24 protein-coding genes are annotated in these 26,918 nt (G+C 67.9%); 12 read left to right on the top strand and 12 right to left on the bottom strand.

Annotated elements, in window-relative coordinates; all coding sequences use genetic code 11:
• Positions 1–281 precede the first annotated feature (281 nt).
• The 5 genes from cydC to ACFW3F_RS02400 form a co-directional block, all read right to left on the bottom strand.
• A complete protein-coding gene (gene cydC, locus ACFW3F_RS02420; protein ID WP_388053958.1) occupies positions 282–2,018 on the bottom strand; it encodes a thiol reductant ABC exporter subunit CydC in 1,737 nt (578 codons plus the stop codon).
• Positions 2,008–3,720: a thiol reductant ABC exporter subunit CydD gene (gene cydD / locus ACFW3F_RS02415; protein WP_388053956.1), complete on the bottom strand. Its 1,713-nt coding sequence runs from the start codon at positions 3,718–3,720 to the stop codon at positions 2,008–2,010. The genes cydC and cydD overlap by 11 nt, the downstream gene beginning before the upstream one ends.
• Entirely contained in the window at positions 3,717–4,799 is a 1,083-nt protein-coding gene (cydB, locus tag ACFW3F_RS02410; protein WP_388053954.1) for a cytochrome d ubiquinol oxidase subunit II, read from the bottom strand. Before cydB ends, cydD begins: the two co-directional genes overlap by 4 nt.
• Before the next feature lie 12 nt (positions 4,800–4,811).
• Entirely contained in the window at positions 4,812–6,395 is a 1,584-nt protein-coding gene (locus ACFW3F_RS02405) for a cytochrome ubiquinol oxidase subunit I (RefSeq protein ID WP_388053952.1), read from the bottom strand.
• A gap of 224 nt (positions 6,396–6,619) precedes the next feature.
• A complete protein-coding gene (locus ACFW3F_RS02400) occupies positions 6,620–7,489 on the bottom strand; it encodes an aminodeoxychorismate lyase (RefSeq protein ID WP_388053950.1) in 870 nt (289 codons plus the stop codon).
• Positions 7,490–7,547: 58 nt separating this feature from the next.
• On the opposite strand from ACFW3F_RS02400, the gene ACFW3F_RS02395 reads away from it, so the two are divergent.
• The 3 genes from ACFW3F_RS02395 to ACFW3F_RS02385 all read left to right on the top strand — a co-directional run bounded on the left by ACFW3F_RS02395 (position 7,548) and on the right by ACFW3F_RS02385 (position 9,677).
• Entirely contained in the window at positions 7,548–8,729 is a 1,182-nt protein-coding gene (locus ACFW3F_RS02395) for a YgfZ/GcvT domain-containing protein (RefSeq protein WP_388053948.1), read from the top strand.
• Positions 8,726–9,403, top strand: coding sequence for an MOSC domain-containing protein (locus ACFW3F_RS02390; RefSeq protein WP_388053946.1), 678 nt, complete (start codon positions 8,726–8,728; stop codon positions 9,401–9,403). Before ACFW3F_RS02395 ends, ACFW3F_RS02390 begins: the two co-directional genes overlap by 4 nt.
• A gap of 94 nt (positions 9,404–9,497) precedes the next feature.
• Positions 9,498–9,677 carry a DUF3073 domain-containing protein gene (locus tag ACFW3F_RS02385; protein ID WP_004020923.1) on the top strand — a complete coding sequence of 60 codons (180 nt, stop codon included), beginning with the start codon at positions 9,498–9,500 and terminating at the stop codon, positions 9,675–9,677.
• 308 nt (positions 9,678–9,985) lie between these two features.
• Here the strand turns inward: ACFW3F_RS02385 and purM are convergent, their stop codons facing one another.
• From purM to ACFW3F_RS02370, 3 genes are all read right to left on the bottom strand, one after another.
• Positions 9,986–11,092 (bottom strand): phosphoribosylformylglycinamidine cyclo-ligase, encoded by a 1,107-nt coding sequence (purM, locus tag ACFW3F_RS02380; RefSeq protein WP_388053944.1) that lies wholly within the window; start codon positions 11,090–11,092, stop codon positions 9,986–9,988.
• Between the two features lie 98 nt (positions 11,093–11,190).
• Positions 11,191–12,801, bottom strand: a complete 1,611-nt coding sequence (gene purF / locus ACFW3F_RS02375) for an amidophosphoribosyltransferase (protein ID WP_388053942.1) — start codon at positions 12,799–12,801, stop codon at positions 11,191–11,193.
• A gap of 144 nt (positions 12,802–12,945) precedes the next feature.
• Positions 12,946–13,362: a sterol carrier family protein gene (locus tag ACFW3F_RS02370; RefSeq protein WP_388053940.1), complete on the bottom strand. Its 417-nt coding sequence runs from the start codon at positions 13,360–13,362 to the stop codon at positions 12,946–12,948.
• 55 nt (positions 13,363–13,417) lie between these two features.
• Between ACFW3F_RS02370 and ACFW3F_RS02365 the strand changes: the two genes are divergently transcribed.
• From ACFW3F_RS02365 to ACFW3F_RS02350, 4 genes are all read left to right on the top strand, one after another.
• The gene (locus ACFW3F_RS02365; RefSeq protein ID WP_388053938.1) at positions 13,418–14,926 is read left to right on the top strand and encodes a glutamate--cysteine ligase; all 1,509 of its coding nucleotides are present in this window, start codon (positions 13,418–13,420) and stop codon (positions 14,924–14,926) included.
• Between the two features lie 67 nt (positions 14,927–14,993).
• Entirely contained in the window at positions 14,994–15,116 is a 123-nt protein-coding gene (ykgO, locus tag ACFW3F_RS02360; protein ID WP_033205406.1) for a type B 50S ribosomal protein L36, read from the top strand.
• Between the two features lie 71 nt (positions 15,117–15,187).
• On the top strand, positions 15,188–15,964 hold the full coding sequence (locus tag ACFW3F_RS02355) for an NADPH-dependent oxidoreductase (protein WP_388053936.1): 777 nt from the start codon (positions 15,188–15,190) through the stop codon (positions 15,962–15,964).
• A 249-nt stretch (positions 15,965–16,213) separates the two neighbouring features.
• On the top strand, positions 16,214–17,863 hold the full coding sequence (locus ACFW3F_RS02350) for a DUF222 domain-containing protein (RefSeq protein WP_388053934.1): 1,650 nt from the start codon (positions 16,214–16,216) through the stop codon (positions 17,861–17,863).
• A gap of 39 nt (positions 17,864–17,902) precedes the next feature.
• Here ACFW3F_RS02350 and ACFW3F_RS02345 read toward each other — a convergent pair whose 3' ends face one another.
• Complete coding sequence (locus ACFW3F_RS02345; RefSeq protein WP_388053932.1) at positions 17,903–18,982, bottom strand: diacylglycerol kinase; 1,080 nt, start codon at positions 18,980–18,982, stop codon at positions 17,903–17,905.
• A gap of 49 nt (positions 18,983–19,031) precedes the next feature.
• Here ACFW3F_RS02345 and ACFW3F_RS02340 point away from each other — a divergent pair, with 49 nt between their 5' ends.
• A complete protein-coding gene (locus ACFW3F_RS02340; protein WP_388053930.1) occupies positions 19,032–19,991 on the top strand; it encodes a glycerophosphodiester phosphodiesterase in 960 nt (319 codons plus the stop codon).
• Here ACFW3F_RS02340 and ACFW3F_RS02335 read toward each other — a convergent pair.
• The 3 genes from ACFW3F_RS02335 to purL all read right to left on the bottom strand — a co-directional run bounded on the left by ACFW3F_RS02335 (position 19,977) and on the right by purL (position 23,222).
• Complete coding sequence (locus ACFW3F_RS02335) at positions 19,977–20,393, bottom strand: DUF2752 domain-containing protein (RefSeq protein WP_388053928.1); 417 nt, start codon at positions 20,391–20,393, stop codon at positions 19,977–19,979. The two genes, ACFW3F_RS02340 and ACFW3F_RS02335, sit on opposite strands and share 15 nt — an antisense overlap.
• Before the next feature lie 28 nt (positions 20,394–20,421).
• Complete coding sequence (locus tag ACFW3F_RS02330; RefSeq protein ID WP_388053926.1) at positions 20,422–20,793, bottom strand: CD225/dispanin family protein; 372 nt, start codon at positions 20,791–20,793, stop codon at positions 20,422–20,424.
• Positions 20,794–20,927: 134 nt separating this feature from the next.
• Positions 20,928–23,222, bottom strand: coding sequence for a phosphoribosylformylglycinamidine synthase subunit PurL (purL, locus tag ACFW3F_RS02325; RefSeq protein WP_388053924.1), 2,295 nt, complete (start codon positions 23,220–23,222; stop codon positions 20,928–20,930).
• 213 nt (positions 23,223–23,435) lie between these two features.
• Here purL and eccA point away from each other — a divergent pair, with 213 nt between their 5' ends.
• The 4 genes from eccA to ACFW3F_RS02305 all read left to right on the top strand — a co-directional run bounded on the left by eccA (position 23,436) and on the right by ACFW3F_RS02305 (position 26,908).
• Positions 23,436–25,217, top strand: coding sequence for a type VII secretion AAA-ATPase EccA (gene eccA, locus ACFW3F_RS02320; RefSeq protein ID WP_388053922.1), 1,782 nt, complete (start codon positions 23,436–23,438; stop codon positions 25,215–25,217).
• Positions 25,218–25,359: 142 nt separating this feature from the next.
• Positions 25,360–25,803 (top strand): hypothetical protein, encoded by a 444-nt coding sequence (locus ACFW3F_RS02315; RefSeq protein WP_388053920.1) that lies wholly within the window; start codon positions 25,360–25,362, stop codon positions 25,801–25,803.
• Between the two features lie 14 nt (positions 25,804–25,817).
• On the top strand, positions 25,818–26,357 hold the full coding sequence (locus tag ACFW3F_RS02310) for a hypothetical protein (protein WP_388053918.1): 540 nt from the start codon (positions 25,818–25,820) through the stop codon (positions 26,355–26,357).
• Positions 26,358–26,416: 59 nt separating this feature from the next.
• A complete protein-coding gene (locus ACFW3F_RS02305; RefSeq protein WP_388053916.1) occupies positions 26,417–26,908 on the top strand; it encodes a hypothetical protein in 492 nt (163 codons plus the stop codon).
• The last annotated feature ends 10 nt before the right edge of the window (positions 26,909–26,918 follow it).

The raw sequence follows: 26,918 nt of genomic DNA, 5'->3' as shown, positions 1-26,918 counted from the left end.
CGACGTTGCGCGTCCGGCCCCGGTTCTTGTTTCGCGCCCGCCCTTCTGCTCCCTGATCCGAAAGAAGGCGACCCACCCCTGCTCCCTGAGGTGCGAGGAGCGCTAGCGACCATCGACCTGCTCCCTGAGGTGCGAGGAGCGCTAGCGACGAGCCACGAAGGGCCTGGTGACACAGGTTTCTGAGCCCTTCGTGGCTCGCTTCGCTCGCACCTCAGGGAGCAGGGGCACGCTGTCGCTCGCACCTCAGGGAGCAGTCGCCACCCGCGCACCAATTGATGTCCCTACGCTCGCCCGGAGCTGCTCTGCCGGCCCGCCAACTCGAGCACCTGCGCAGCGCCGGTGTCGGCCGGTGGCTGGTGGGTCACGACGACGACGGTTCGATCGGGCCCGAACAGATCCCGCTCGACCCCTAGAAGACGACGCAGCAGTTGGTCGGCGTCCGCTTCATCCAGATGCTCCGTCGGTTCGTCGAGCAGGACGACCGGCGCCGGGTGGAGCAACGCACGAGCGAGCAACAACCGCCGTCGTTGACCGCCGCTGATCGCGTCGGCACCACCGGCGAGGACGGTGTCGAGGCCGTCGGGAAGTGTTGCGGCCCAGCGCTCCAGCCCGACGGCCGCGAGCGCGGTTCCCAACTCCGCGTCGGTGACATCCCCGCGGGCGACGCGCAGGTTCTCCCGGACCGTCGTCGAGAAGATGTGTGCCTCCTCCGCGAAGTAACAGGCCGCCGAACGCAACTCGACCTCCGAACCATCGCCCGCATCGGTACCGGCGACCTCACCGGCGACCGGCGGCAGCAGTCCCGCGAGCGTGAGGAGCAGGGTCGACTTGCCCGTACCGCTCGGGCCGGTGACGATCAGTCGCGACCCCGGGCGCAGGTCGAGATCCACACCCGTTTCCGGACCGAGGATCTCCCGGCCCGGATGCCCCCAGCGCAGATCCGTGGCGGTCAGGTGAACCGGGGATCGGTGGATCTCGGCGTCGGTCACGTCGGAATGCGCCCCGTCGGGATTCGCCCCGTCGGGATTCGCACCATCGACGAGCGCCATCACCCGGGCGGCGCTCTGGCGGCTGCGCTCGATCTGCAGCCCCGCCTCCGTGAGCGGTGCGGTGGACTCGAACGCCGACAGCGGGAGCAGGACGAGCACACCGAGGATCATCGGTGTGAGCCCCTCTCCCGAACTGACTCCGGCGAGCGAACCCGTTGTCGACGAGGCCAATTCGATGGCTGTCACGCACGCCGCGATCAACGATGCGCCGAGCGCGAGTGGAGTTGCCGAAGCCGCCGACGCCTGCCATCGGATACCCCGGTCGGTGGCGTCGAGGTGCCGGCTGTCGGCCTCGGCCGCCGCGGCGAGTGCACGGTGGCGCCGACGCGCGACGACGAGTTCTGATGCGTGCCACAGGGTTGTCGTGGCGGCCTCGGTCGCCTCGGACGCGGCCTGGGCGCCGTCGCGGATCGCGCGGGCACCGCCGCGAGCAGCCAGCCATGGCGCCACACCACCGCTGACGACCAGTGCGAGGGCGAGCACCACGGCTGCGGGCACCGACACCAGAGCCATCACCACCACCGCCGCCACCGATGTCGTGGCACCGATGCCGATCGGGATCAGACCCCGGATGAGCGCGTTGCCGATCTCGTCGACATCGTCGCCGGTTCGGTTGAGCAGTTCACCCCGGCGCAGCGTGACCGAGTATCCCGGTGAGCCCGACGCCAGTGCCGTGTACACCCGCTGCCGGGCGGTGGCCATGGACTGCAGCGCCAGATCGTGGGTCGCCAACCGTTCGAGGTAGCGGAACACACCGCGCGAGATACCCAGTGCCCGTACCGCGGTGATCGCGACCGACAGGTACAGCACCGGCGGCATCTGCCAGGCGCGGGTGATGAGCCAGGCCGACAGCGCCGCGAGGAAGAGGGCCGACAGCGATCCACCGACGCCGAGCGCGAGCGCGGCGATCGTCGGACGCCCCCGCAGCCCGAGGAAGCCGAGCGCCCGGATCAATGGGTCATCGCGCATGGTCGACCTCCGCGGCCGTGTTGGTGGCCGCCGGGAACTCGACCAGCTGATCGGCGAAGTCGCGTGCGACGCCCCGGTGCGCCACCACCACGACCGTGTCCCCGGCGCGGGCGCGATCGCGCAGCGCGGTGAGCACGTCACGTTCGGACGCTTCGTCGAGATGGGCCGTCGGTTCGTCGAGGAGCAGGAGCGGTGCGGGCGAGGCGAGAACGCGGGTCAGCGCGAGGCGTTGCCGCTCTCCGGCGGAGAGCCCGACCCCGCCCGATCCCAACACCGTGCCGAGCCGTTCGGGCAACTCGGCCACGATGCCCGCGAAACCGCTTGCCATGGAGGCGACTTCGACAGCGTCACGGTCCAGGGCACCGAAGAGCTCCAGGTTCTCCGCGACCGTGCCCGGCACGATGACCGGCTGCTGCGGCAACCAGGCGATCTGTTCGTGCAATGCCGCCGGGTCGGCCTGTGTGACCGGGGTGGACCCGATCAGCACCGACCCCTCGTCGGGAGCGAGCAAGCCCATGATCGCCGCCACCACCGTCGATTTACCCGACCCGTTCGGACCGGAGAACACGGTCAGCGAACCCGGCTCGACCGTCGCGCGAAGGCATTCCGGCGCCCACCCGTCGCGCCCGTGGATCCCGAGGTCGAGCACCGTGATCGGCTGCCCGGCAACGGTGACGCCCCTCTGTCCCGCGGCGGTTGCGTCAGGCCCCGATACCCCAGACCCCGGCCCGATGAGCCCGAAGACCTGCTCGGCCGCGGTCAGGCCGTCGGTCGAATTGTGGAACTGCATCCCGACGCGGCGCAGCGGCAGGTACGCCTCCGGCGCCAGGATCAGCGCGAAAACCCCTGCGTACAGCGACATCTCGCCGTAGACCAGACGCAGGCCGATGCTCACGGCCACCAGCGCGACGCAGAGCGTCGCGAGCAGTTCCAGCACGGCCCCCGACAGGAACGCGACACGCAGCGAACTCATCGTGCTGCGCCGATGCGCCTCGCCGAGTTCGCCGACGCGCGTCGCCGGGGCGCCGGCCCGGTTCAGGGCCCGCAGCGTCGGCAACCCGGCGATGAGGTCGAGCAGCTGGGCACTCAGCCGGCTCATCGTCGCCAGCTTGCGCGTGGTGCGGTCGCGCGTCATCAGTCCGACGAGCACCATGAAGAGCGGGATGAGCGGCAGGGTGACGAGGATGATCAGCGCCGACGGCCAGTCGGCGAATGCGATGACAACCGTGACGGTCGGGGTCAGGATCACCGCGGCCACCAGCGCCGGCAGATAACCCGACAGGTACGGACCCAGCGCGTCCAGCCCGCGGAGCAGCACGGTGCTCGCATGTTCGCGGATCGCGGTCAGCGACCGCGGCGAGGTGCGGGCGGGATCGGTGAGGACATCGAGGGCTTCGGCACGCAACTCGGCGATCGCCCGCTCGGCGGCACGGTGTGCGTACCGGTCGTGCCCGTAGGCCATCGCCGCCCGGGCCGCCAGGGCCGCGGCCAGCACCGTCAGGTGGACCCCCTGCGCGGCGAACGACCGCGCGGCCGGCGACACGATCAGTTCGGACACGATCGACGCCACCATCGCCGCCACCACGATGATCGCGACCACCTCCGCCACCGCGAACGCCGCGGTGACCCCGACGTAGCGGCGGGTCGTCGGCGAGTACCGCAGCAATCGCGGGTCCAGCGGAGGCCGTGCCGCGCGTCTCACTTGCTCTGGACGCGCAGCGACGGAAGGCCGGCCGGGTCCGGGATGTGGGCGACCGACAGTCGCTTGCGGAACACCCAGTAGGTCCAGGCCTGGTAACCCATCACCACCGGGGTGATGAGCACGGCCGCCCACGTCATGATCGTGAGGGTGTAGTCGCTCGACGACGTGTTCTCGATGGTGAGGTTCCACTCCGGATTCAGGGTGGACGGAATCGCATTCGGGAACAACACGGCGAACAGGGTGGCGACCGTGCCGGCGATCGCGATGAACGTGAACATGAATGCATAACCCTCACGCCGCATCTGCGCGGTGATGACCATGCCCACCGCGGCGACGGCCGCGATCAGCACCGGGATCCACGTCCACGAATTGCCGAAGGCGAATTGGGTCCACAGCAGCAACACGGCAGCCACGAACATGGTCGGCCAGGCGAGCCGGGCGGCATAGCGAGCCGAGTCCTCCTGCAGCACACCAGAGGTCTTCAGCGACAGGAACACCGCGCCGTGGGTGAGGAAGGCAAGCAGAGTGGTGGCGCCGCCGAGCAGGGCGTACGGGTTGAGGAGGTTGAAGAATCCACCGGTGTACTGGGCGTCGGCGTCGATCGGCAACCCGCGCACGACATTCGCAAACGCCACCCCCCACAGGATCGCCGGGATCCAGGACCCCAGCCCGATTCCGATGTCGCACCACATGCGCCAACGGGGATTGTTGATCTTGCCCCGCCACTCGATCGCGCACACCCGCACGATGAGCCCGATGAGGATGAGGAAGAGCGGTAGGTAGAACGCACTGAACATGGTGGCGTACCAACCGCCGAACGCCGCGAACAGCGCGGCACCCGCGGTGATGAGCCATACCTCGTTGCCGTCCCAGACCGGGCCGATGGTGTTGAGGAGCGCCCGGCGCCGCTTGTCGGGGTCGGCCTCGGGATCGTCGGCGGCGACCTTGTCGTCGCCGCCGGTGTGGCTGGCGCCGAGGAACGGCATCAGCATGCCGACACCGAAATCGAAGCCCTCCAGTACGAAGTACCCGACGAACAGGAACGCGATGACCAGGAACCAGACTTCTTCGAGACTCATGATCACGCTCCTCTAGTACGCGAACGAGAGCTGTTTGGGCTCATCGGATTCGGAATCGTCGTCGTCGAGGTGGCCTGGTGGTCGCGAATCGTGTGCGGCCGGCCCCTCGATGACATAGCGGCGCTGCAGCATGAACCACACGACCCCCAGGGCGCCGTAGAGCAGGGTGAACCCGATGAGGGTGACCAGCACGGTGCTCGCGGAATGGTTGGAGACGCCGTTCTGCACCAGCATGCTGATCCGGAGCGGATCGAGATCGTCCTCCCAGTTGGGGGCGACGATCCACGGCTGGCGTCCCATCTCGGTGAAGATCCAGCCGGAACTGTTGGCCAGGAACGGGGTCGGGATCATCAGCAGGGCGATGAAACCGAATCGTCTGGATTCGACCACCCGCTTGCGCCGCGTGAACCAGAGTCCACCCAGGGCCACGACGACCGAACCGAGCGCCCAGGTGATCATCGCCCGGAAGCCCCAATAGGTCACGAAGAGGTTGGGTGCGAAGTTCTGATTCGCCGGCACATTCGGCTGGCCCGCGAAGGCCTGTGTGTACTGCTCCTGCAGTTCCTCGACACCCTGCAGGGTCGAGTCGAAGTCGTGGTTCGCGAGAAACGACAACATCTTCGGGATCTCGATGACGTGTTCGATGTTCTCGCAGTTGTTCTGGCGGCCGATCGACAGGACGGAGAATCCCGGGCCGGTCTCGGTCTCGCAGAGGGACTCGGCAGACGCCATCTTCATCGGCTGCTGCTTGAACATGATCTGCGCCTGGATGTCCCCGGTGATGAACAGGGCGACACCGGAGACGATGGTCACCCACAGCGCGAGTCTGGTGACCGGGCGCCACAGGTCCCGGGCATCTCGCTCCAGATCCTCCGGCTTCGCGTCGACGTGACTCGGTGACGTGCTGTCCGGGATCACGCCGACGTCGCCGGTCTCGGTGGCCTCGCGGATCTTCTTCGCGCGCCAGGAGTTCCGGGCCATCCACCAGATGCCGATGGCCGCGACAAAGGTGCCCGCGGTGAGGAAGGCCCCGGCGATGACGTGCGGGAAGGCCGCAAGGGTGGTGTTGTTGGTGAGCACCGCGACGAAGTCGTTCATCGCCGGCCGGCCACGTTCCTCGTCCCACGCGACGCCGACCGGGTGCTGCATCCACGAGTTCGCGGCGATGATGAAGTATGCCGAGGCGTTGACGCCGATGGCGGCCAACCAGATACACGCCAGGTGCACCCGTCGCGGCAACCGGTCCCAGCCGAAGATCCAGAGCCCGATGAACGTCGACTCCAGGAAGAAGGCGACGAGTCCCTCCAGCGCCAGCGGCGCCCCGAAGACATCGGCGACGAAGCGGCTGTACTCGCTCCAGTTCATGCCGAACTGGAACTCCTGGACGATCCCGGTCGCGACGCCGAGCGCGAAGTTGATCAGGAAGAGTTTCCCGAAGAACTTGGTGGCCCGCAGCCACTGCTCGTTGCCGGTGACGTGCCACACCGTCTGCATCACCGCGATCATCGGCGCGAGGCCGATGGTCAGCGGCACCAGGATGAAGTGGTAGACGGTCGTGATCCCGAATTGCCATCTGGAGACGTCCAGAGCGTCCATATCGCCTCGAATCGACTTGCCTGCCCCCGGGCTGCGGGAGCCGGACGAAACCTGCCGGGGATCTACTACTAGCGGTAGTAGTAGATCGTAGGCGCGACGTTACGCCTGGTCACCAGGCCGATCAAGCGCCAAAGGTCCCGCCGACCAGCTTGGAGCGGTGTCTTCGGACTCACCTGCTCGGGGCGTGTGTCCCAACCGGTGAGATCAGGTACGAGTGACCGGGATCAATTGTCGTCCACGGAGATGGCCCGATCGATCAGATCGGTGAATTTCACGGCGTCGGCGGGAACCGGCATCACATACCGGTTGAGATGGGTGACCCGGGCCGCGAGCGTCACGCTGCTGACCAGCCACACCGAATCGGCCGCCACCAGGTCCTCGGGGCGCAGGACGTCGGTCTTGGTGGTCCACCCCTCCCGCGCCGCGACATCGAACACCGCACGCACGGTTGTCGATTCGAGAATCCCGATCTCGGTGGGCGGGGTCACCAGGGTGTCGCCGTACACGGCGACGACCGTGGCCCGGGGCCCCTCGAGGACGGCGCCCTCGCTGCTGACGAAGATCACGTCGTCGTAGCCCTCGGCGGCCGCGTGGCGCAGCGCAGCCATGTTCGTCGCGTAGCTGAGGGTCTTGGCGCCGAGTAGCTGCCAGGGCGCCGACGCCGCGAGGTCGATCGAGAAACCCCGCGCCAGCGTGACCACCCGCACCCCGTCTGCGCGCGCCGCCGCCACCCGGTCGGGCACCGCATCGACGGTGACGTAGGCGCTCGGTGTCGAACCATGCTCACGACCGCGTGTGTAGACGAGCCGCAGCAGCGCCTCGCCGGCCGAACCGTGCTTCTTCGTCCACGCCTGTGTCGCGGCCTCGATCACCGCACGCCACTCGTCGAGATCGGGTGCGTCGAGGTCCATCGCCGCCGCGCTACGCGCCAGCCGTTCGAGATGCAGCTGTACGCACCGCGCCCGGCCGGAGCGGACCAGCAGGGTCTCGAAGATGCCGTCGCCGCGGACGGCCGCCAGGTCGTCGGCGTGGAGGAAGGGAGCGTCGGCATCGTGCTGTGCGCCGTCGAGCGAGACAAGAATCGAATCCGCCATGGATAGAAGGCTGCCATGCGTCCCGGCCATGTGCCGAATCGACCCGTAGAATCGACGCGTGAGCCGTTCACCCATCCTGACCAGGCATTCCGAGGGCGGGGCGGTACCCGGTCCCGGAGACCTCCACCCCGCCGACACCGCGTGGCACTACGGCGACCCCCTCGGTGAACAACGAGCCGCCCAGAGCGGCGTGATCATCGTCGACCGATCCGACCGCTCGGTGATCGAGATCGCCGGCGCCGAGCGCCTGACCTGGCTGCACACGATCACCAGCCAGCACATCGCCACCCTCCCCGACCGGTCGAGCGCGGAGAACCTCTCTCTCGACGCCAACGGTCGCGTCGAGGAGCATTTCGTCCTCACCGACATCGACGGTGTCACGTGGATCGACACCGAAGGAACCCGCGGCGAACCGCTGCTCACCTTCCTCTCCCGGATGGTGTTCTGGGCCAAGGCCGAACCGGCCGCACGGCCGGACATGAAGGTCGTGACGCTGATCGGGCCGGGAGCGCTCGACGGACCGATCGCCGATCTCCTGGAGATCGGTCCCGACACCGTCGTCTACCAGGCCGGCGGGCTCCCCGAGTCACATCACGAGGACGAACCGCTCGGCTTCTGGCGCCGCATGCCCCCGCTCGGCGAGGACCGGGACCTGCCGGTCGTGGACGTGATCGTGCCCGAATACGTGCTGACCCGATGGTGGGACGCGCTGACCGACGCCGGCGCGCGGATGGCCGGCAGCTGGGCCTTCGAGGCCCTCCGGGTGGCCGCCCGTCGCCCCCGCCTGGGTGCCGACACCGACGAGCGCACGATCCCGCACGAGGTCGATTGGATCGGCGGCCCGGACGAGCTCGGTGCGGTCCACCTCGACAAGGGTTGTTACCGCGGACAGGAGACCGTCGCCCGCGTACACAACCTCGGCAAGTCCCCACGCCGCCTGGTGCTGCTGCATCTGGACGGCAGCGTCGACGAGCGCCCCGTTCCCGGCGACCCGGTGACGGCCGGCGGCCGCACCGTCGGTCGGCTCGGCACCGTCGTCGACCACCACGAGTGGGGGCCGATCGCACTCGCTCTGGTCAAACGCAACGTCGGCGCCGACGTCGAGTTGTCCGTGGGAGAAGCCGCCGTGAGTGCCCGGATCGACCCGGACTCGATCCGCGACGACGACCGGGTCCAGGCGGGACGCGCGGCCGTGGAACGCCTCCGCAGCGGTCCGGTGGCTCCGGGACGCGACGGTTGAGCACGGGTGTGGTGCTGGCCGTGTGCGCGGCCGGCGATGACGTGATCCTCGAGGGCATCGGTCGCTCCGCCATCGACAAGCGAGCCCGCAGCGGGCGCCTCGACGTCGGCGAACTGGGCCTCGCCGACGACCACGTGGGCAACAAGCGCCACCACGGCGGCGTCGATCAGGCCGTGTACGCCTATGCCGATGCCGAGGCGCGCCGATGGGCCGATGAACTCGGACGTGAGCTTCCTTACGGATGGTTCGGCGAGAACCTACGGATCGACGGGATGGCCGTCACCGACGCGTTCGTCGGGGAACGATGGGAAGTGGGCACCGACGGGCTGGTCCTCGAGGTCACGATCCCGCGCGTCCCCTGCAAGACCTTCGCGGTCTGGGCGGGTGAGCCGCGATGGATGAAGCGCTTTCTGGACCAGGCGGATTTCGGTACCTACCTGCGTGTTGTCCAGAACGGCAGCGTGACCGAGGGCGATTCGGTCACGGTCGTCCACCGCCCTGATCACGGGGTGCGGTCGCGCGATCTGCTCGCCGGCGGCGACGTCGAGGCGATCCGATCGCTGCTCGCCCGGGACGATTTGCCCGCCAAGGTCAGGCGCGAGGCGACCAAGATGGTGAACAAGTCGGAAAGACGCGTCGGCGCGGCAACCCGGGGTGGACAACACAAACGTTAGAGGCGCGCTAGACTGGTCAGCACGACAGAATTACTTCAAGAGAACGGGGCCGCCAAGTGTTTGGCCGCCCCGTCATTGTGCGAGGGGGTCCCATATGGGCCGCGGCCGGGCAAAGGCAAAGCAGACGAAGGTTGCACGTCAGCTGAAGTACTCCACTCCGAACACCGATTTGGAAAGCTTGCAGCGTGAGCTTTCCGGGCAGGGCGATCCGGTTGTAGATCGACCTGATCCGGTGGACGACTGGGTGGACGAAGAGGAGTGGCGACGCGCTTGACGCGCACACTCCTCGGGCGTTGATTCTCAACGCCCGGGATCACCCCACACATTCTCCGCGTGAGCGGACCCGCGGCGACGCGGGCTCATGATCTGTACGCACCACCCATTTTCTCGATGGGTGGTGCGTGCTCATGTGTTCGTCACGGGGTGATCGCCGAGTCATCAGACACCGACGCTCGCCGAGGGGATCCCCTTCGGCGAGCGTCGGTGTTCTTGCTCATGAATGTGCGGTACGCACGATTGTCGTTGCGACAGTGAGGGTTTTGGAGGTTCTCCGCAGCTCGGCGTCAGTGGTGGGACACGGCACTAAAAGCGCGGGTGCTCGCCGAGCAGGCTGACACGCGAATCGGTGTCGGACCGGTCGCTCGCACGCTTGACCGTGCCGAGGACCCAGTTGTCGACGTGCCGTGCGGTGAGGACGGCCTGCGCCCGATCGGTGTCCTCGGGCGCCACGACCGCGACCATGCCGACGCCCATGTTGAAGGTGCGTTCCATCTCGAGCTGCTCGACCCGGCCACGCTGGCCGATCAGCGCGAAGATCGGCGCAGGCGTCCACGTATTGCGTTCGAGCTCGGCCACGAGTCCGTTGGGGATCACGCGAGCAAGGTTCTCGGCGAGACCGCCGCCGGTGATGTGCGCGAAGGTGCGGACATCGGCTTCGGCGATCAGAGCCAGGCAGTCCCGGGCGTAGATCCGGGTCGGCTCCAGCAATTCTTCGCCCAGGGTGCGCCCGAACTCCTCGACGTGGCCGAACAGGTCCATGTGGCCCCACTCGAGCAGCACCTTGCGTGCCAGCGAGTAGCCGTTGGAGTGCAGTCCCGACGACCCCATCCCGATGACGACGTCACCGGCGCGGACCCGATCCGGGGTGAGCACGTTGTCGGCCTCGACGACGCCCACCGCGGTGGCGGACAGGTCGTAGTGGTTGTCCTGCATCAGGCCGGGGTGCTCGGCTGTCTCGCCGCCGAGCAGCGCGCAACCCGCTTCGACGCACCCGTCGGCGATGCCTGCGACGATCTGGGCCACTGTCTCGGGGATCACCTTGCCCACCGCGATGTAGTCCTGCAGGAACAGGGGCTCGGCGCCGCAGACGACCAGGTCGTCGACGCACATGGCGACGAGGTCGCGGCCGACCGTGTCGTGCTTGTCGATGGCCTGCGCCACGGCGAGTTTGGTGCCGACGCCGTCGCTGGCGGCGGCGAGGACCGGCTCCCGGTAGTTGCCCTTGAGCGCGAACAGGCCGGAGAAGCCACCGATCCCGCCGAGGACTTCCGGACGCGACGCACGCTTGGCATGGGGCGCAATGAGTTCCACAGCCCGCTCACCGGCGTCGATGTCGACCCCGGCCGCCGCATACGAGGCCGGAGTCGCGCTCCCGGCCGTCTCGTCGGCAGCAGCATCCCGCTCCGTCATCACCGCAGCACTCCCGTTCCAAAAGATCTTCGGTCGAACGTTGTTTCCGGCGTGTTCGCCGACGGGTCATACGGTACCGGAGGGCCGACGACGCGGAATCAGGGCCGCATGACCGCGCTGACGTTGTCATTCGGCTTGGTCAGCGGGTCCACCGACCGGTCACCGGCAGCGCTGGCCAGCATCTGTTCGAGAACCGCCTTGCCCATCGAGGTCTCCTTGGGCAATTCGATCGGATAGTTCCCGTCGAAGCATGCCGCGCACAGGGCCGAGGCGGCCTGGCCGGTCGAGTTGATCATCTCGTCGATGCTGATGTATCCGAGGGAGTCGGCGCCGATGGCCTGCCGGACACCCTCGACCATGCCGGCCTCGGATTCCATGCCGTTGGCGATGAGTTCGGCAGGCGAGGCGAAGTCGATGCCGTAGAAGCACGGCCATCGGACCGGGCTCGAGGCGATGCGGACGTGCACCTCGGCGGCTCCGGCCTCGCGCAGCATCCGGATCAGCGCGCGCTGGGTGTTGCCGCGCACGATCGAGTCGTCGACGACGACGAGCCGCTTGCCGCGGATGACCTCCCGCAGCGGATTGAGTTTCAGGCGGATGCCGAGCTGGCGGATCGTCTGCGACGGCTGGATGAAGGTGCGGCCGACGTAGGCGTTCTTCATCAGGCCCTGGCCGTAGGCGATACCCGATTCCTGGGCGAAACCGACGGCGGCCGGCACGCCGGACTCCGGCACCGGGATCACCAGGTCACCCTCGGCGGGATGTTCCTTGGCGAGGCGGCGACCGATCTCGACGCGGGTCGAGTGGACCGAACGGCCATGGATCACCGAATCGGGCCGGGCGAGATAGACATACTCGAAGACGCAACCGCTGGGGGTCGGCTCGGCGAAACGTGAGCTGCGCACCCCGTCGGCGTCGATGGCCAGAAGTTCGCCCGGTTCGATGTCGCGGACGAACGACGCACCGACGATGTCGAGCGCGGCGGTCTCCGACGCGACCACCCAGCCGCGGTCAAGGCGGCCGAGCGACAGCGGGCGCACGCCGTGCGGGTCACGTGCGGCGTAGAGCGTGTGCTCGTCCATGAAGGTCAGACAGAACGCACCCTTGAGGGTCGGTAGCAGCTCCATCGCAGCCTGCTCGATAGAGCTGTCGGCCGCTCCATGGGCCAGCAGCGCGCCCACCACGTCGGAGTCCGAGGTGGCCGCCGAGCTCTTGATCCCCTGCTCACGGGCACGGGCCGAGAGGTCCGCGGTGTTCACCAGATTGCCGTTGTGGCCGAGTGCGACGCCCGTCCCGGCGTCGGTCGTCCGGAAGATCGGTTGCGAGTTCTCCCAGGTCGTCGAACCGGTGGTGGAGTACCGGCAGTGGCCGATCGCCACGTGACCGGTCATCGCGCCGAGCGTCTGCTCGTCGAAGACCTGGCTCACCAGCCCGAGATCCTTGAACACGACCACCTGACTGCCGTCGCCCACCGCTATTCCGGCGGCTTCCTGACCGCGGTGCTGGAGGGCGAAGAGCCCGTAATAGCTCAGTTTGGCGACGTCCTCACCGGGCGCCCAGACCCCGAAGACACCGCATTCCTCGCGCGGTTCGTTCTCGGGTTCGTCCAGCGGGGCCGGGTTGACCGCACTCGCACCGCGTGCGGAGCATCCGCCCGCCGGCGTCGTGGGAGCGAGCAGGTTCATGTTGGCGATCGAATGATCAGGCATCGACTAGCTCCCCTGGGGCTGCGTATCGGTCAGTCGAGTGGGCTGGGAGACATTCGAGAGTTTACGGGTCGTTCGGCTCCCGATGCGAATCTTGCAGCGGTGTGGACGGACGGGTAATTCCGCGACACCCCATCGAGTGATGGATCACACTCCGGTTTCCCGGTCGCCCAGTGACGTGATGGGGACGAGCGGCAGCAGTTCTGCGATCAGACCCGCCCGGTGTCCGGACGCGTCGATGTCGCCCGCGGCGAGCGCGTTGCCGTAGGTGAGCACCCCAGCGACCAGTAGCAGCCAGGTCCGTGGCGACATCTCGACGACGTTCGGCGGCGTTCCGCGGGTGTGCCGGGGTCCTTCGATGCACTGGACCGCAACGAACGGGGGCACCCGGACCTCGACCGAGTTGCCGGGGGCGAGCTGTTCCAGCGTCCGGGCCGAGTGACGGACAGCGGCGGCGAGGGCGGCGCGCCCCGGAGGCGACGCCGTGGGGTCGAGAAGCCAGTCCGAGACGGCCAGCACCGCGGCTCGGACCTCTGCTGGGTCGACTCTCCTGCGTGGTGGCACCCGACCATTCTTCCAACAGGGTTCGAAACGGCATGGATCGGGCAGTATTGACCGCATGGGAGCCGAGGTGTCCAAGCAGCAGTTCACCGGGGAGGACCGGGTTCGTTTCCGGCGTCAGGTGGGTCGCGGGACGGAGGCGATCGCCCGGATGCTCGCCGACGGTTTGTTCACCGACCAGGGCCGTCCGCCGAAGCCGCTCCTCGGCATGGAGGTCGAACTCAATCTCGTCGACGAGGACATGCGCCCGGCGATGGCGAACGCCGCCGTACTCGAGGCGATCGCCGATCCCGACTACCAGACCGAACTCGGACAGTTCAACATCGAGATCAACGTCTCGCCGCGGCCGTTCACGATCGACGACACGATTTCACTCGAACAGGCGCTGCGCACCTCGCTCAACCGGGCCGAACAGAAGGCCGCGCAGACGTCGAGCCACCTGGTGATGATCGGCATGCTGCCGACACTGAAGTCCGAACACTTTGCGCATCACTGGATCTCGGCGAACCCACGGTACGACCTGCTCAACGAGCAGATCTTCGCCGCCCGGGGCGAGGACCTCGAGATAGACATCACCGGGATTCCGCTGACCGACACCCACCACACCGAGCACCTGCGGACGTCGACCGACTCGATCCTGCCCGAGGCCGCCTGCACGTCGTTGCAGCTGCACCTGCGAGTGGCTCCGGAAGACTTTGCCTCGCACTGGAACGCGGCGCAGGCCATCGCCGGGGTGCAGGTCGCCCTGGCCGGGAACTCACCGTTCCTCGCCGAGACCGCCTTGTGGCACGAGAGCCGAATCCCGGTCTTCGAGCAGGCCACCGACACCCGACCGCTGGAATTGAAGAATCAGGGCGTCCGACCGCGAGTGTGGTTCGGAGAGCGATGGATCAACACGATCTTCGACCTCTTCGAAGAGAACACCCGCTACTTCCCCGCCCTGCTTCCGGTGTCGACCGAGACCGACCCGCTCGCCGAACTCGACGCCGGGCGCATCCCGACACTCGACGAGTTGCGTCTCCACAACGGGACCGTCTATCGCTGGAATCGGCCGGTCTACGACATCCACGAGGGCCAGGCCCACCTGCGCGTGGAGAATCGCGTGCTGCCCGCCGGCCCGACCGTCGTCGACACGATGGCCAACGCCGCCTTCTACTACGGGGTCGTCCGCGGCCTCGTCGAATCCGACCGGCCACTGTGGTCGCGGATGTCGTTCAACGCCGCCGCCGAGAACCTGCAATCCGGCGCCCGTACCGGGATGGAGTCGCAGCTGTACTGGCCCGACGTCGGCTGGGTACGACCCGATGAACTGGTCCTCCGCCGGCTTCTCGTGCTCGCCGAGGACGGACTGCGCAGGTTCGGGGTCTCCGACAAGGCCCGCAAGCGCTACCTGTCGGTGATCGAGGGCCGCTGCATCTCGCGTCAGACCGGGTCGGTCTGGCAGCGCCAGGCGGTCGCGGCCCGAGAGCGCGCGGGCGAGAGCCGGCCGCAGGCGTTGCAGGGCATGCTGCGCGACTACGTGACCCAGATGCACGAGGGCGAGCCGGTACACACCTGGCAGGTCTGACACCCGACCGTCGACCCGCGGCGACGAGCCTGCTTTAATGGAAACAATTTCCATTAAGGAGGCTTCGTTGAAGGTTCGTGCATCCATCCGTTCGTTGAAGAACCAACCCGGCTCGCAGGTGGTCAAGCGCAAGGGGCGCATCTACGTGATCAACAAGGGCAACCCCAGATTCAAGGCGCGCCAGGGCTGATCGCCGTCGCGGCGTTGTCGGACCGGCCCCGCGAGTCCCCTGGCGACTTCGGCCCAGTCCGCGCGAGAGGGTTGCCACGCCATGCGCCTCACATCAGCATCCTCGGCAGGACGATCACCGAACGCTACGCCGACCCCGAAGCCACTCTCGACGTCGTCAGCGACGTCCTCGGCGTCCAGCTGGCACACCGTTCGGTCCGCCGATTCCTGCCGGGTGATCCCGTCGACGACCGCCGGTTGCACGCCATCGTCGCCGCGGCGCAGTCGGCACCAATTTCGTCGAACCTGCAGGCGTGGAGTGTGATCGCGGTCGGGGACCCAGATCGCAAACGCCGGCTGTCGGCGCTGACCAACGACCAGCGGTGCATCGTCGACGCACCACTGTTCCCCGTCTGGGTCGCCGACCTCGGCCGTGCACGACGGATCGCCGCGCGCCGAGCAGTAGCCCTCGACGCAGCCAACTACCTCGAGTCCACGATCGTCGGGTTCGTCGAGACCGCGCTCGCCGCCCAGAACGCAGTCGTCGCCGCCGAATCACTGGGTTTCGGAAAGGTGTTCGTCGGGTCGGTCCGCAATCATCCCTCGGAGGTGGCCGACGAACTCGGCCTGCCCGACCATGCGGTCGCGACCTTCGGGCTGGCGATCGGACGTCCCGACCCGACCGAACCCGCAGGGGTCAAACCCCGCTTGCCCCAAGCGGCGGTTCTCCACCACGAGACCTACGACGCCGAGTCCGCGGACTCCCACGTGGAGGCCTACGACGAGGTCCTGTCCGGTTACTACCGTCGCCATGGTCTCGATGGCGACTGGAGCACAAGGGTTCTCACCCGCCTCGCGGACGCCGAGTAGCTGCACGGCCGGGAGCGACTGCGTGCGCAGCTCGAGGCACGAGGGCTGCCGTCGTGGTGACGACGCCCGCTTGACTGCAACGACGATGTTCGTTGTTGCGTGAGATCATATCGGCTGCCACCGACAAGCTCCCCTTCTACACCAGAGGGACCATACAGATTGTCGGACAAGGATTCTCGCAGCCACTCGAGCCGAACTCGTGTACACTCGAACGTACATTCGCAGCAACGGTTCTCGGGGGTGACCGTCATGGCCGACACGACACATGTCGACGACGAGTCGGTGGCGCCGCAACCGCGTGCCGTCGAGTTGATGGCCGAGCTGCACGCGATCCTTGACGAACTGCAGACCGTCGATCTGTCCCAGTGCACCGACGAAGAATTGATCGAGGTCGCCGCCGCAACCGAGCGCGCCGTCGCTCGAACCACTTTCGCCGGCGACCGGCAAGTCGCCGAAGCTGAGGCTCGCGACCTTCCTCGCAAGACCGGGTACCGCACCCTCACCCAGTTCATGAACCACCGCCTCCGCATCACCAACCCGACGCGGCGGCGCAAACACCTCAATGCCACCGCCACCCTCACCTGCCTCAACGGCGACCGTCTGGAACCCGAACACCCCACCCTGGCCGAAGCATTCGCCGCTGGGACTGTCGGCACCGCACACGTCCAGGCCGTCATCGATGTCCTCGACCACATCCCGAACGCTGTCGACCACGATGTGAAAGTCGCTGCGGAACGGCAGATGGCCGAGATCGCCGTCGACCACACACCTGCCGACATCACCCAACTCGGCGCACGGTTGCTTGCCCACCTCGATCCCGACGGCACCCTCACCGACGATTCCGAACGGAAGAGGCGCCGCAACCTGTGGGTCAACCGGCAACGCGCCGACGGCACCGCGAAGATGACAGCCACATTGACGCCCGAACTCGCCGCCCGCGTCACGATGTTGCTCGCCGTCTGGGCCAAGCCCGGCATGAACAACCCAGGCGACCCGCACTCGCCGACCGGCTCAGTCGACGACGCCGACCCCGACGTTCTCGCCGCCGCGGCCGAACGCGACGACCGCACCCCCGCCCAGATCAACCACGACGCGCTCAACGCGCTACTGAAGGCTGTCTTCGAGGACGGGCTGCTCGGGAGATCGCACCGCGGGCTACCCGTGCAGCTGATCATCAAAGCCGACCTGAGCGACCTCGTCCGTGAAGCCGGGCTCGCGACCACCGCCACCGGCACCCTGATGCCCATCCCCGACCTCATCGACCTCGCCGCGACGGCCGCCGATGTTCAACCGTGGTTGGCGATCTTCAAGAACCACACGGCCGTGCCGCTGTACTTCGGGCGCGGCAAACGTCTCGCCACCCGCGCACAACGCCTCGTCTCCTTCGCCCGCCCCGACGGCGAGGTCTGCTCCGCGCCCGGCTGCGACCAACCCGCCACCCACGTCGAGATCCATCACGCCCACAAGGATTGGGCCAAAGGTGGTCTCACCGACATCGACCAGCTCGCCCCCGCCTGCCCGCGCCACAACCGGATGGTCAGTGACCAGCCCGGCCAGTACACCACCCACATCGAACAGTCAGGACCCGACGAAGGCCGCTGCGCTTGGCAGCTCAACGCCGAACCCGGCGCGCCACCCAACCCCGAACAGATCAACCGCCGACCCGACATACCCCAGCGATTCGCAGAACATCTGAACACCGTGCGCGACGAGATCCACGGACCACCAACCCGGTCCGACGATCAGCAACGCCCCGAGACGCCACACCCCCAAGACGCGCGCCACTCATGGCTGAACATCAGCCACGTCATCGACATCCGACCACCACGACCCGGACCATCCCAACCCCGGCCCTCCCTCGTCGAAGCACACCTCACGACGCTCCTCGCCACCCACTGACCCGCAGCGCCGAGAACTGACCACCATCGGCCGCAGGGGCTACTTCTGCGCGAAGAGCCCCCGGCCCGTCACAAGCGGCAGATCGAGTGCAGTGACAAGTCCGGGCCTCGCATCGACCACTGCGGCAACGGAATTGACCAGTCGCATCGCGGTGACGATCATGCCGGACACGTTGTGATCGCCGTTCTCGCCGTGATGCCCGAACTCGACGGACATCTCGGGTTCGCCGGAGATCGCGATGCGGTAGCAGCCGTCACCCTGGTTCGGGGACGGCCAGTCGGGGCACTGATCGGGATGGGTACGGGTGTAGTGCTCCAGCACAACGCGATCCACGCCATCGACCTGGCCCACGACCTCGAACCGCACCGCGGCCATCGTCCCCTTCGGGATCTCGACGGACACCGTGGAGTAGTCGCGATCGGCCTCCACCCGCTCGACGCGTTCGACGAGCGGCTCGTCGAGCACGAGGTCGAGTCCGGCAGCGATCTGTCGCACGACGCTCCCCCACCCCATGGACAGGATGCCCGGCGCGAAGATCAGCGGCGTGGTGTCCAGGGGTTGCCCGAAGCCGAACAGGTCCCGCATGACGACCGGCTGGTAGTAGGTCGAGTAGTCGGCGATCTCCTGACAGCGCACCTCGTCGATCCGCTGCGACAGGCTCGTCATGGCCAGCGGCAGCACGTCGTTGGCGAAGCCCGGGTCGATGCCGTTGACGTGCAGACTCGCGTTGCCCGCCTTACCGGCTTCGGAGATCCGTTCCAGTAGCGAGTCGGGCAGGATGCCCTTCGGGAACTGCAGGACCACCGGCCCGCTCGACACCACGTTGATCCCGTTCTCCACGAAGAAGATCAGGTCCTCGATCGACTCCATGACGCGATCATCGGTCATGGCCGTGTGCACGATGCAGTCCGGCCGCAGGGCGATCAGGGCATCGCGGTCGTTCGTTGCGGCGACACCCAGCTCGCGATCCAGGCCGGCCAGCTCACCGGCGTCCTTGCCGACCTTCGCCGGGTCGGACACCCACACCCCCACGAGTTCGAGGTCGGGCCGGGCATCGATCCCGGCGATGGCATGTCGTCCGACGGTTCCGGTCGACCACTCGACCACGCGCAATGTCATGCGAACCAAACTAGAACACGTTCCAACTTCGGCGTGCCGATTCCACGAGATGCGCACCGCTAAGGTCAGCAGGGTGACTGCCACGTCGCCCCAGAACCCCGCTGCCGCCCCGATCCACATCGACCGCGGCGGGCATCGGACGATGCTCAAATGGCACCGCGGCCGGCGTCGCGCCGACGACCCGGCGTTCACCTCGACTCGCATCGTCGAGGGCATGCGTCTGGGCGCGAGCATCGAGATCGACCTGGTGATCCACGCCGACCGGGGTTTCGCCGTACTGCACGACCGCACGGTCGAGGACGCCACCACCGGTACCGGTGCGGTGTCGGCACTCCCGGCGTCGTATCTGCGCGGCCTGTACCTGCGGGACAACAGCGGCCACCCCATCGACGACCGCGTTCTCCTGCTCGAGGATCTGACCGAGCTCTTCGACGGCGTCGACATCGCGCCCACCGCCTCGCTCCAGCTCGACTTCAAAGAGGACGATGCCGCCCTCGATCCCGCGGCCGTGGCGATGTTCGCCCGCAGCGTTGCGCCCCACGCACGGCACTACATCCTGTCGTGCGGCGACGCCGCTGCGGTCGAGACGCTGACCTCTGCCGCGCCGGGTATCCGGATCGGTTACGACCCTTGCCATCACGGTGCCGCCGAGGCGGCGATCCGGTCCGGGGACTTCGACGGTTTCGTCGACCGAGCGGTGGCGGCGTCGCCGGATGCCGAGATGGTGTACCTGGAGAATCGATTGATCCTGGCTGCCGATCGTCGCGGTCACGATCTCATCGGCGCGTTCCACGAACGCGGTCGTCTCGTCGACGGGTACACGGTGACGCGGGTCGGACCACGCGTCGTCCCGGACATCAGAAGGCTGCTGGAGTTGAGGGTCGATCAGATCACGACCGATGATCCCGAGGCCCTGGCGACGCTCGATCTCGACGGTCCCGTGCGCGATTCCGGCTCGCGCCTGATCCGCTGGATCCGCGGCGCCACCGGGCGCTCAGACGTGGAGTGACCAGAACGGTTCGACCGGGATGTTCCGGACCACGAACCAGGCCAGGACGACCACGAGCACGACGACACCCGAGTGCCTGAGGTGCTGCCAGCTGCGAACCCGGCGACCGGTCCACAAACGCACGCAGTAGGCGCCGAAGGCGAAGAGCAGCAACCCCATCGCGAGCACCCCGACGGCGTTGTAGTGCAGGGCGGCCGGGACATCACCGTGCAGGAGCGAGTAGATCGCCCGCAGCGACCCACATCCCGGACACGTCACCCCGAAGATCAGCTTGGTCGGACACACCGGCAGGGCGCCGCCCGGTGTCGTGGGGTCGCCGAACCACACTGCCGCACAAACCAACCCGGTACCGGCGACGACGGTCGCCGGCCCGATGTACCGATGCGACGAGAGAGCCGACACCCGTCCGAGGACGGCTCTCTCGAAGCGCTCAGTACGTGGACGTGGACGCGGAGGCGCCGAGGAGGATGACGAAGAAGATGACATAGACGATGACAATCAAGACCCAGATGACGACCGACGAGATCGCACTCCACATCGCCCACTTCTTGGCTTCGTCGGCAGCCTTCTGCGCACCGGCGTAATCGCCGGCCGCCCACAGCTTGCTGACCGACGTCGACTTCACGATCGACACGATCCCGAGCGGCAGACAGCACAGCACCGTCGACAGGATCGCCCACACGAGGTTGTTGTCCGGCTCCGGGCCGGCCGGGTTCCCGCCCGGGAATCCACCGTACGGCTGCTGTCCGTAACCACCCGCGCCGTAGTTCGGCGGCTGGTTCGGATCATGGGGGTAGCTCATCTGCGCCCTTTCGACTCTGTCAGAGAACTCAAGGAGCGTAACCGACCGTCACCGGGCACGACACGTCTGCAAACGATATTGATTCCATTGACGTACAAAGGAATCCTCGCAGGCGCGAACGTTGCGGGGTGCAACTAGACGGCGTCGCCGAACAGCGCCGGGAGCGTGCCCTCGTGTACCTCGCGGAGTTCGGCGAGGGGCACGGAGAAGTAGTCCTGGACCTCGACCGCATCGCTGCCCTGGTCGACCACACCGATCCGCGTCCACGGCATCGTGCGGGCGTCGAGCATCGCGGTGAACCGTGACTCCTCCGTGCGCGGCACGGCGACCAGTACGCGGCCCGCGGACTCGGAGAACAGCCAGACGAACGGGTCGGCGTCCTCGGGCAGCAGGATCCGGCATCCGGTCTCACCGGCCAGGGCGGCCTCGACGACGGTCTGGATGAGTCCACCCTCGCTGAGATCGTGTGCCGCAGAGATCAATCCGTCGCGCGACGATGCGGCCAGGATGTCGGCGAGCAGGCGTTCGCGCTCGAGATCGACCTGCGGCGGAACACCACCGAGATGATCGTGGCTGACCTGCGCCCAGATCGACCCGTCGAACTCGTCGAGGGTCTCCCCCAGCAGGATGAGCGTCTCGCCGGGCTCGGTCCCGATGCCGGTCGGGATACGGCGATGCACGTCGTCGATGACACCGAGGACGCCGATCACCGGGGTCGGCAGGATCGGCGTCGCCCCCGTCTGGTTGTAGAAGCTCACATTGCCGCCGGTGACCGGGATGCCGAGCTGCGCACAGCCGTCGGCGAGTCCGCGGACCGCCTGCTGGAACTGCCACATGACCGCCGGGTCTTCGGGGGAGCCGAAGTTGAGGCAGTTGGTGACGGCCTTGGGCGTCGCACCGGAGACGGCGACGTTGCGGTAGGCCTCGGCCAGCGCGAGCTGCGCGCCGCGGTAGGGATCGAGGAAGGTGTAGCGGCCCGACGCGTCGGTCGCCAGCGCGATTCCGCGTCCGGACTCCTCGTCGATGCGGATCATCCCCGAGTCCGCGTGCTCGGCGAGGACGGTGTTGCCGCGCACGTACCGGTCGTACTGGTCGGTGATGAACTTGCGGCTGCACAGCGCCGGCGAGGCGAGCATGGCCAGCAGCGTCTCGCGCAGCTGGTCGGGCGTGCTCGGCCGCTGCAGCGGCTCGGTGGTCGACGCGATGACGGTGTCCTGCCAGTCCGGTCGCGCCACCGGGCGCTCGTAGACCGGGCCGTCGTGGGCCACGGTGCGCGGCGGCACGTCGACGACGGTCTCCCCGTGCCAGGTGATGACCAGCTGATCGCCGTCGGTGACCTCGCCGATGACGGTCGCGAGGACGTCCCACTTGCGACAGACCTCGAGGAACTTCTCGACGTTCTCCGGCGTCACGACCGCGCACATGCGTTCCTGTGACTCGCTGGAGAGGACCTCCGCCGGGGTCATGCCCTCGGCGCGCATCGGCACCTTCTCCAGGTCGATGTGCATGCCGCCGTCGCCCGCCGCGGCGAGTTCGCTGGTTGCGCACGACAAACCGGCTCCGCCGAGATCCTGGATGCCCACGACGAGTCCCGCGTGGTAGAGCTCGAGACAGCACTCGATGAGCACCTTCTCGGTGAACGGGTCGCCCACCTGCACGCTCGGCAGCTTCTTCCGGTTGGGGCCGGAACCGTCGGAATCGTCGAAGGTCTCCGACGCCAGCACCGACACGCCACCGATGCCGTCGAGGCCGGTACGCGCGCCGAACAGGATGATCTTGTTGCCCGCGCCCGAGGCGAAGGCCAGGTGCAGGTCCTCGGTGCGCAGCACGCCCGCGCACAGCGCGTTGACGAGCGGGTTGCCGGCGTAGCTGGCGTCGAAGACGGTCTCGCCGCCGACGTTCGGCAGGCCGAGGGAGTTGCCGTAGCCGCCCACGCCGCGCACCACGCCGTCGACGACACGTCGGGTGTCCGGGGCGTCGGCCGGGCCGAAACGCAGCTGGTCCATCACCGCGATCGGGCGTGCACCCATCGCCATGATGTCCCGCACGATCCCGCCGACTCCGGTGGCGGCGCCCTGGTAGGGCTCGACATAGCTGGGGTGGTTGTGCGACTCGACCTTGAAGGTCACCGCCCAGCCGTCACCGATGTCGACGACACCGGCGTTCTCGCCGATACCGGCGAGCATGCTCGCGCGCATCTCGTCGGTGGTGGTCTCACCGAAGTAGCGCAGGTGCACCTTGGACGACTTGTAGCTGCAGTGCTCGGACCACATCACCGAGTACATGGCGAGTTCCGCGTCGGTGGGCCGGCGGCCCAGTATCTCGCGGATACGCGCGTACTCGTCGTCCTTGAGACCGAGTTCGCGGAACGGTTGCGGATGGTCCGGGGTCTGGGCAGCGGCTGAGACGGTATCCACCTGGGCACTCACCCGGACAAGTCTAGGCGGGCGCGGGCGGTTCCGGCCGCCGGGGCGGTGAGCGTGCGGACCGACGGCCTGACCGTCGGGTCCGGACCCTGGGAGATCTGCGCCCGATCTCCGACCGGTCTAGCGATAGTCTGTCTCCGGCGACCGCACGGGATGCACCCACGGAGATCATCACCGGGGACTCCGTGCCGGGGTGGGACGACACAGGGGGAAGCGATGGCCGATGTCCGCAAGGCGAGGGCGCTCTTCGAACTCGGTGTCCTGTCCCTGAACATCCCCGTCGAAGGCCAGGAACCCGTCGACAATCCCGCCCAGGCCGCCAAGGCCTTCACCCGTGCGACCGAATGGGACCCGTCCCTGGGCGACGCCTGGATCGGCAGGCTCGCCTGCGGCGACAACAGCAACGAGGTCCTGCTGGGCCTCTACCGCGCACGCGGATCGATCGGGGCGGAGCAGCGCCGGCTCGGACTCCCTCCCGGCACGATCGCGGGGCGCTGGTACACGGGCATGATGATCGACTTCCCGGCGTCGAACGCCGTCGAGGCGACCGCGGCCTACGCGGCCAGCCTGGTCCGCGGTGCGGACTTCGCCGGCGCCGAAGAGGTCCTCGACGAGGTGCCCCCGGCCCACCGCGTCCCGATCGTGGACTTCGTGCGCGCTTTCCTGCACTTCGCCACCCAACGCTGGCCCGACGTCCTGACCTCGCTCACCAGGTCCGACCGGTGGAACGATCCCTACATGCAAGCCGTCGCCGACTTCATGGCCGGGACGTCGTGCGTGCATCTCGGCATGCTCGGCGAGGGCATGCGGCGCCTGCAGAACGCGGTCGACGGCCCGATCGCGGCGTGTTCGACGCAGGCGATGTTCGTCTACGGCCTCGCGCTGCGCGAGCAGGGCCACGAGGAGAAGGCCAAGTCGATGTTCGAGCAGGCCTACGCGCGTGACCCGTCGCTGGCGGCCGCCGCGGAGGCCATCCGGTCGCCCTCCTTGCGCGTGACCGCCACGACGCCCGAGCAGATCGCCGAACGCACCGACCGCTGGGACCCGAAGTCGGTGCCCGACCGGGCCGAGACACTGGTGGCCGGGTCCGGGGACCCCGGCGAGCAGAGTTCCCTGGTGACGGAGGCGCAGCGCGAGCTGACCGAGCAGATCGGACTCGAATCGGTCAAGCAGCAGGTGGCCAAGCTCCAGTCCACCGCGACCCTGGCGAAGGTCCGGGCCGACCGCGGGTTGTCGACGTCGGCGCGCAGCCTGCATCTCGCCTTCACCGGCCCGCCCGGCACCGGCAAGACCACGGTCGCGCGCATCGTCGCCAAGATCTACTGCGGCCTCGGGTTCATCAAGTCCGACAAGGTGGTGGAGGCGACTCGTCGCGACATGGTCGGCGAACACCTCGGCAGCACGGCGATCAAGACCTCGGCACTGATCGACTCCGCCATGGACGGCGTCCTGTTCATCGACGAGGCCTACACCCTGATCCAGCAGGGGTTGTCCGGTGGCGACGCATTCGGCCGTGAAGCCGTCGACACCCTGCTGGCGCGGATGGAGGACGACCGTGACCGGCTGGTCGTCATCATCGCCGGTTACGACTCCGAGATCGACCGGTTCCTCGCGTCCAACGACGGCCTGGCGTCACGCTTCGCCCGACGCGTACGCTTCGACTCCTACACGCCCGACGAGCTTGCGCGTATCGCGGAATTCATTGCACGCAAGCGTGATTCGTCGTTGACCAGCGAGGCGATGGTCGAGATCGAGCAGGCGTGTGCCCCGCTCTACCACGACGTCCGCGAGCACCGGGGCACCACACGACGCGCCACCGACCTCGCCGGCAACGGCCGGTTCATCCGCAACATCATCGAGGCGGCGGAAGAGGAGCGCGAGTTCCGACTCAGCACCACAGGCGATTTCGACGCACTCAGCCAGGACGACCTCATGCGCATCGAGACCGCGGATGTCCGGGCGGCCATCTCGGGCGTCCTTTCCGGTCTCATGCGCTGAGCGCCCACCCATCCCGGCCGGGTCTCGACCCCATCCGCTGGTTGAGCCGGCACCGAGCGAAGCGAGGAGCCGAGTCGAAGCCACGAACCACCCCGACCGCCCATCGAGCCACCCCCACAACACAGTCCACGAGGAGCCCTGCATGTCCATACCCGCCCGCAGTTCCCGTCCGACCCGGCTCGCCGCCGGCCTGGCGATGACCGCGCTGGTGGTGCTCACGGCAGGGGCGTGCTCCTCCGGCGACGCCGAACCCGCACCCGAGTCCGCCACGTCGGCGAGCAGCACCGAGATATCCACCGAGGCGACCGGCTCCGAGACCACGGGTACCGAGACCACCGCCACCTCGCCGGCCACCTCACGGACTGCGGCGTCACCGTCGCGCGGTTCCGGTTCCGGCACCGGCACCGCGTCGACGATGACCTGCGCGCAGTTCCGCGAGCTCGACGACGCCGAGCGGTCGGCGGTGCTGACCGACCTGGACGTGACCGCGAACGCGAAGCAGGTGGCGACGGTGGCCGCGACCGTCTGTCTGAGCCGGCCGGACGACACCATCGCCGCAGTTGTCGCCGAGCTGGTCCCGCGCTGATAGTTTCGGCACCCATGAGCAACCGTCCGTGGACCCTGCTGCACGGGCCGCTGTTCAGCCGGGACAACCCGCTCGACCGCAAGCACGCCGCTCAGCGGATCAGCGCGTACATCTACGGCAACATCCTGATCCTTGCCGTCCTCATCCCGCTGCACGTCCATGACGACTTCGTCGGTATCGCGATCCTCGCCGGCACCGCGGCGTCGACGTTCATCGCGCACGTCTTCGCCGAGGGCGTCGCCCGCCGGGTCTCCGACGGAACGACGCAGCCCACGAGATCGACGGTGCTCGGTCATCTGCGCGACTCGGTGCCTATCCTGACCTCGGCGCTCCTGCCCTGCGCGATCCTGCTGATCGGCCTGATCGGTTGGATCGAACCGCGTACCGCCCAGCTCGTGGCGGAGATCGTGATCCTGCTGCGTATCGGTGGCACGGTCTTCGTCATCGATCGACTCAACAACGAACGACCCAGCCGGACAACGCTCCTCAGCGCCGGTGCGGTCACGCTGGTGGCGACCGCGATCGTCGTGATCAAGATCGTCGTCACGCACTGAGCGGGCGGGGCCGAGCCCTGTGGACAGCTGGCCGCTGTCACCGACAGCTCTCGGATACGATGCGCTCCGACGATGTGGACGACCATTCGGGGGATTTCGTGATCACGCCGCACTCAACAAGACCGGGTATCCGTGCAGCAGCCACGGCGATGCTCATCGCCGTGGCACTGGCCGGCTGCAGCACCGATGGGCGCCCGGTCGCGGCACTCTCGGACCTCAGCTCGACACCGACGACACCGACGACCGCGTCGAGCACGGCACCCGACGGCGACTACGGCCCACTCGATCCTTCGACGACGACCTACTCCCGGCCGCCGCGCACGACGACTCCCACCGTCGAGGTGCCGCCACCCCCGGATTCCGCGACCATCACCTGCCGGGAGTACGCGACCCGCGACAAGCCGACCCAGACCGCGATCGTCAAGGCCAACGGCGTGACGAAGAATCCCGTCCTGGTGGCGACGCTCGTACTCCTCCTGTGCAACGCGGAGCCCGAGAGCACCGTCCAGTCGGTCATCGGATCGATGAAGGACGAGATCATCCACAACTGACGGCTCGTGG

Origin of the sequence: Gordonia sp. NPDC058843 (genome assembly GCF_042743165.1) — a bacterium.
Lineage (GTDB): Bacteria > Actinomycetota > Actinomycetes > Mycobacteriales > Mycobacteriaceae > Gordonia.
The sequence above is the reverse complement of the archived record's forward strand: the minus strand, read 5'-3'. Positions and strand labels throughout refer to the sequence as shown.

Excerpts from the sequence above, each read along its gene's own strand:
- cydC (WP_388053958.1), bottom strand. The coding sequence starts at position 2,018 with ATGCGCGATGACCCATTGATCCGGGCGCTCGGCTTCCTCGGGCTGCGG.
- cydB (WP_388053954.1), bottom strand. The coding sequence starts at position 4,799 with ATGAGTCTCGAAGAAGTCTGGTTCCTGGTCATCGCGTTCCTGTTCGTC.
- ACFW3F_RS02405 (WP_388053952.1), bottom strand. The coding sequence starts at position 6,395 with ATGGACGCTCTGGACGTCTCCAGATGGCAATTCGGGATCACGACCGTC.
- ACFW3F_RS02400 (WP_388053950.1), bottom strand. The coding sequence starts at position 7,489 with ATGGCGGATTCGATTCTTGTCTCGCTCGACGGCGCACAGCACGATGCC.
- ACFW3F_RS02385 (WP_004020923.1), top strand. The coding sequence starts at position 9,498 with ATGGGCCGCGGCCGGGCAAAGGCAAAGCAGACGAAGGTTGCACGTCAG.
- purM (WP_388053944.1), bottom strand. The coding sequence starts at position 11,092 with ATGACGGAGCGGGATGCTGCTGCCGACGAGACGGCCGGGAGCGCGACT.
- purF (WP_388053942.1), bottom strand. The coding sequence starts at position 12,801 with ATGCCTGATCATTCGATCGCCAACATGAACCTGCTCGCTCCCACGACG.
- ACFW3F_RS02365 (WP_388053938.1), top strand. The coding sequence starts at position 13,418 with ATGGGAGCCGAGGTGTCCAAGCAGCAGTTCACCGGGGAGGACCGGGTT.
- ACFW3F_RS02350 (WP_388053934.1), top strand. The coding sequence starts at position 16,214 with ATGGCCGACACGACACATGTCGACGACGAGTCGGTGGCGCCGCAACCG.
- ACFW3F_RS02345 (WP_388053932.1), bottom strand. The coding sequence starts at position 18,982 with ATGACATTGCGCGTGGTCGAGTGGTCGACCGGAACCGTCGGACGACAT.
- ACFW3F_RS02340 (WP_388053930.1), top strand. The coding sequence starts at position 19,032 with ATGCGCACCGCTAAGGTCAGCAGGGTGACTGCCACGTCGCCCCAGAAC.
- ACFW3F_RS02330 (WP_388053926.1), bottom strand. The coding sequence starts at position 20,793 with ATGAGCTACCCCCATGATCCGAACCAGCCGCCGAACTACGGCGCGGGT.
- eccA (WP_388053922.1), top strand. The coding sequence starts at position 23,436 with ATGGCCGATGTCCGCAAGGCGAGGGCGCTCTTCGAACTCGGTGTCCTG.
- ACFW3F_RS02315 (WP_388053920.1), top strand. The coding sequence starts at position 25,360 with ATGTCCATACCCGCCCGCAGTTCCCGTCCGACCCGGCTCGCCGCCGGC.
- ACFW3F_RS02310 (WP_388053918.1), top strand. The coding sequence starts at position 25,818 with ATGAGCAACCGTCCGTGGACCCTGCTGCACGGGCCGCTGTTCAGCCGG.
- ACFW3F_RS02305 (WP_388053916.1), top strand. The coding sequence starts at position 26,417 with ATGCGCTCCGACGATGTGGACGACCATTCGGGGGATTTCGTGATCACG.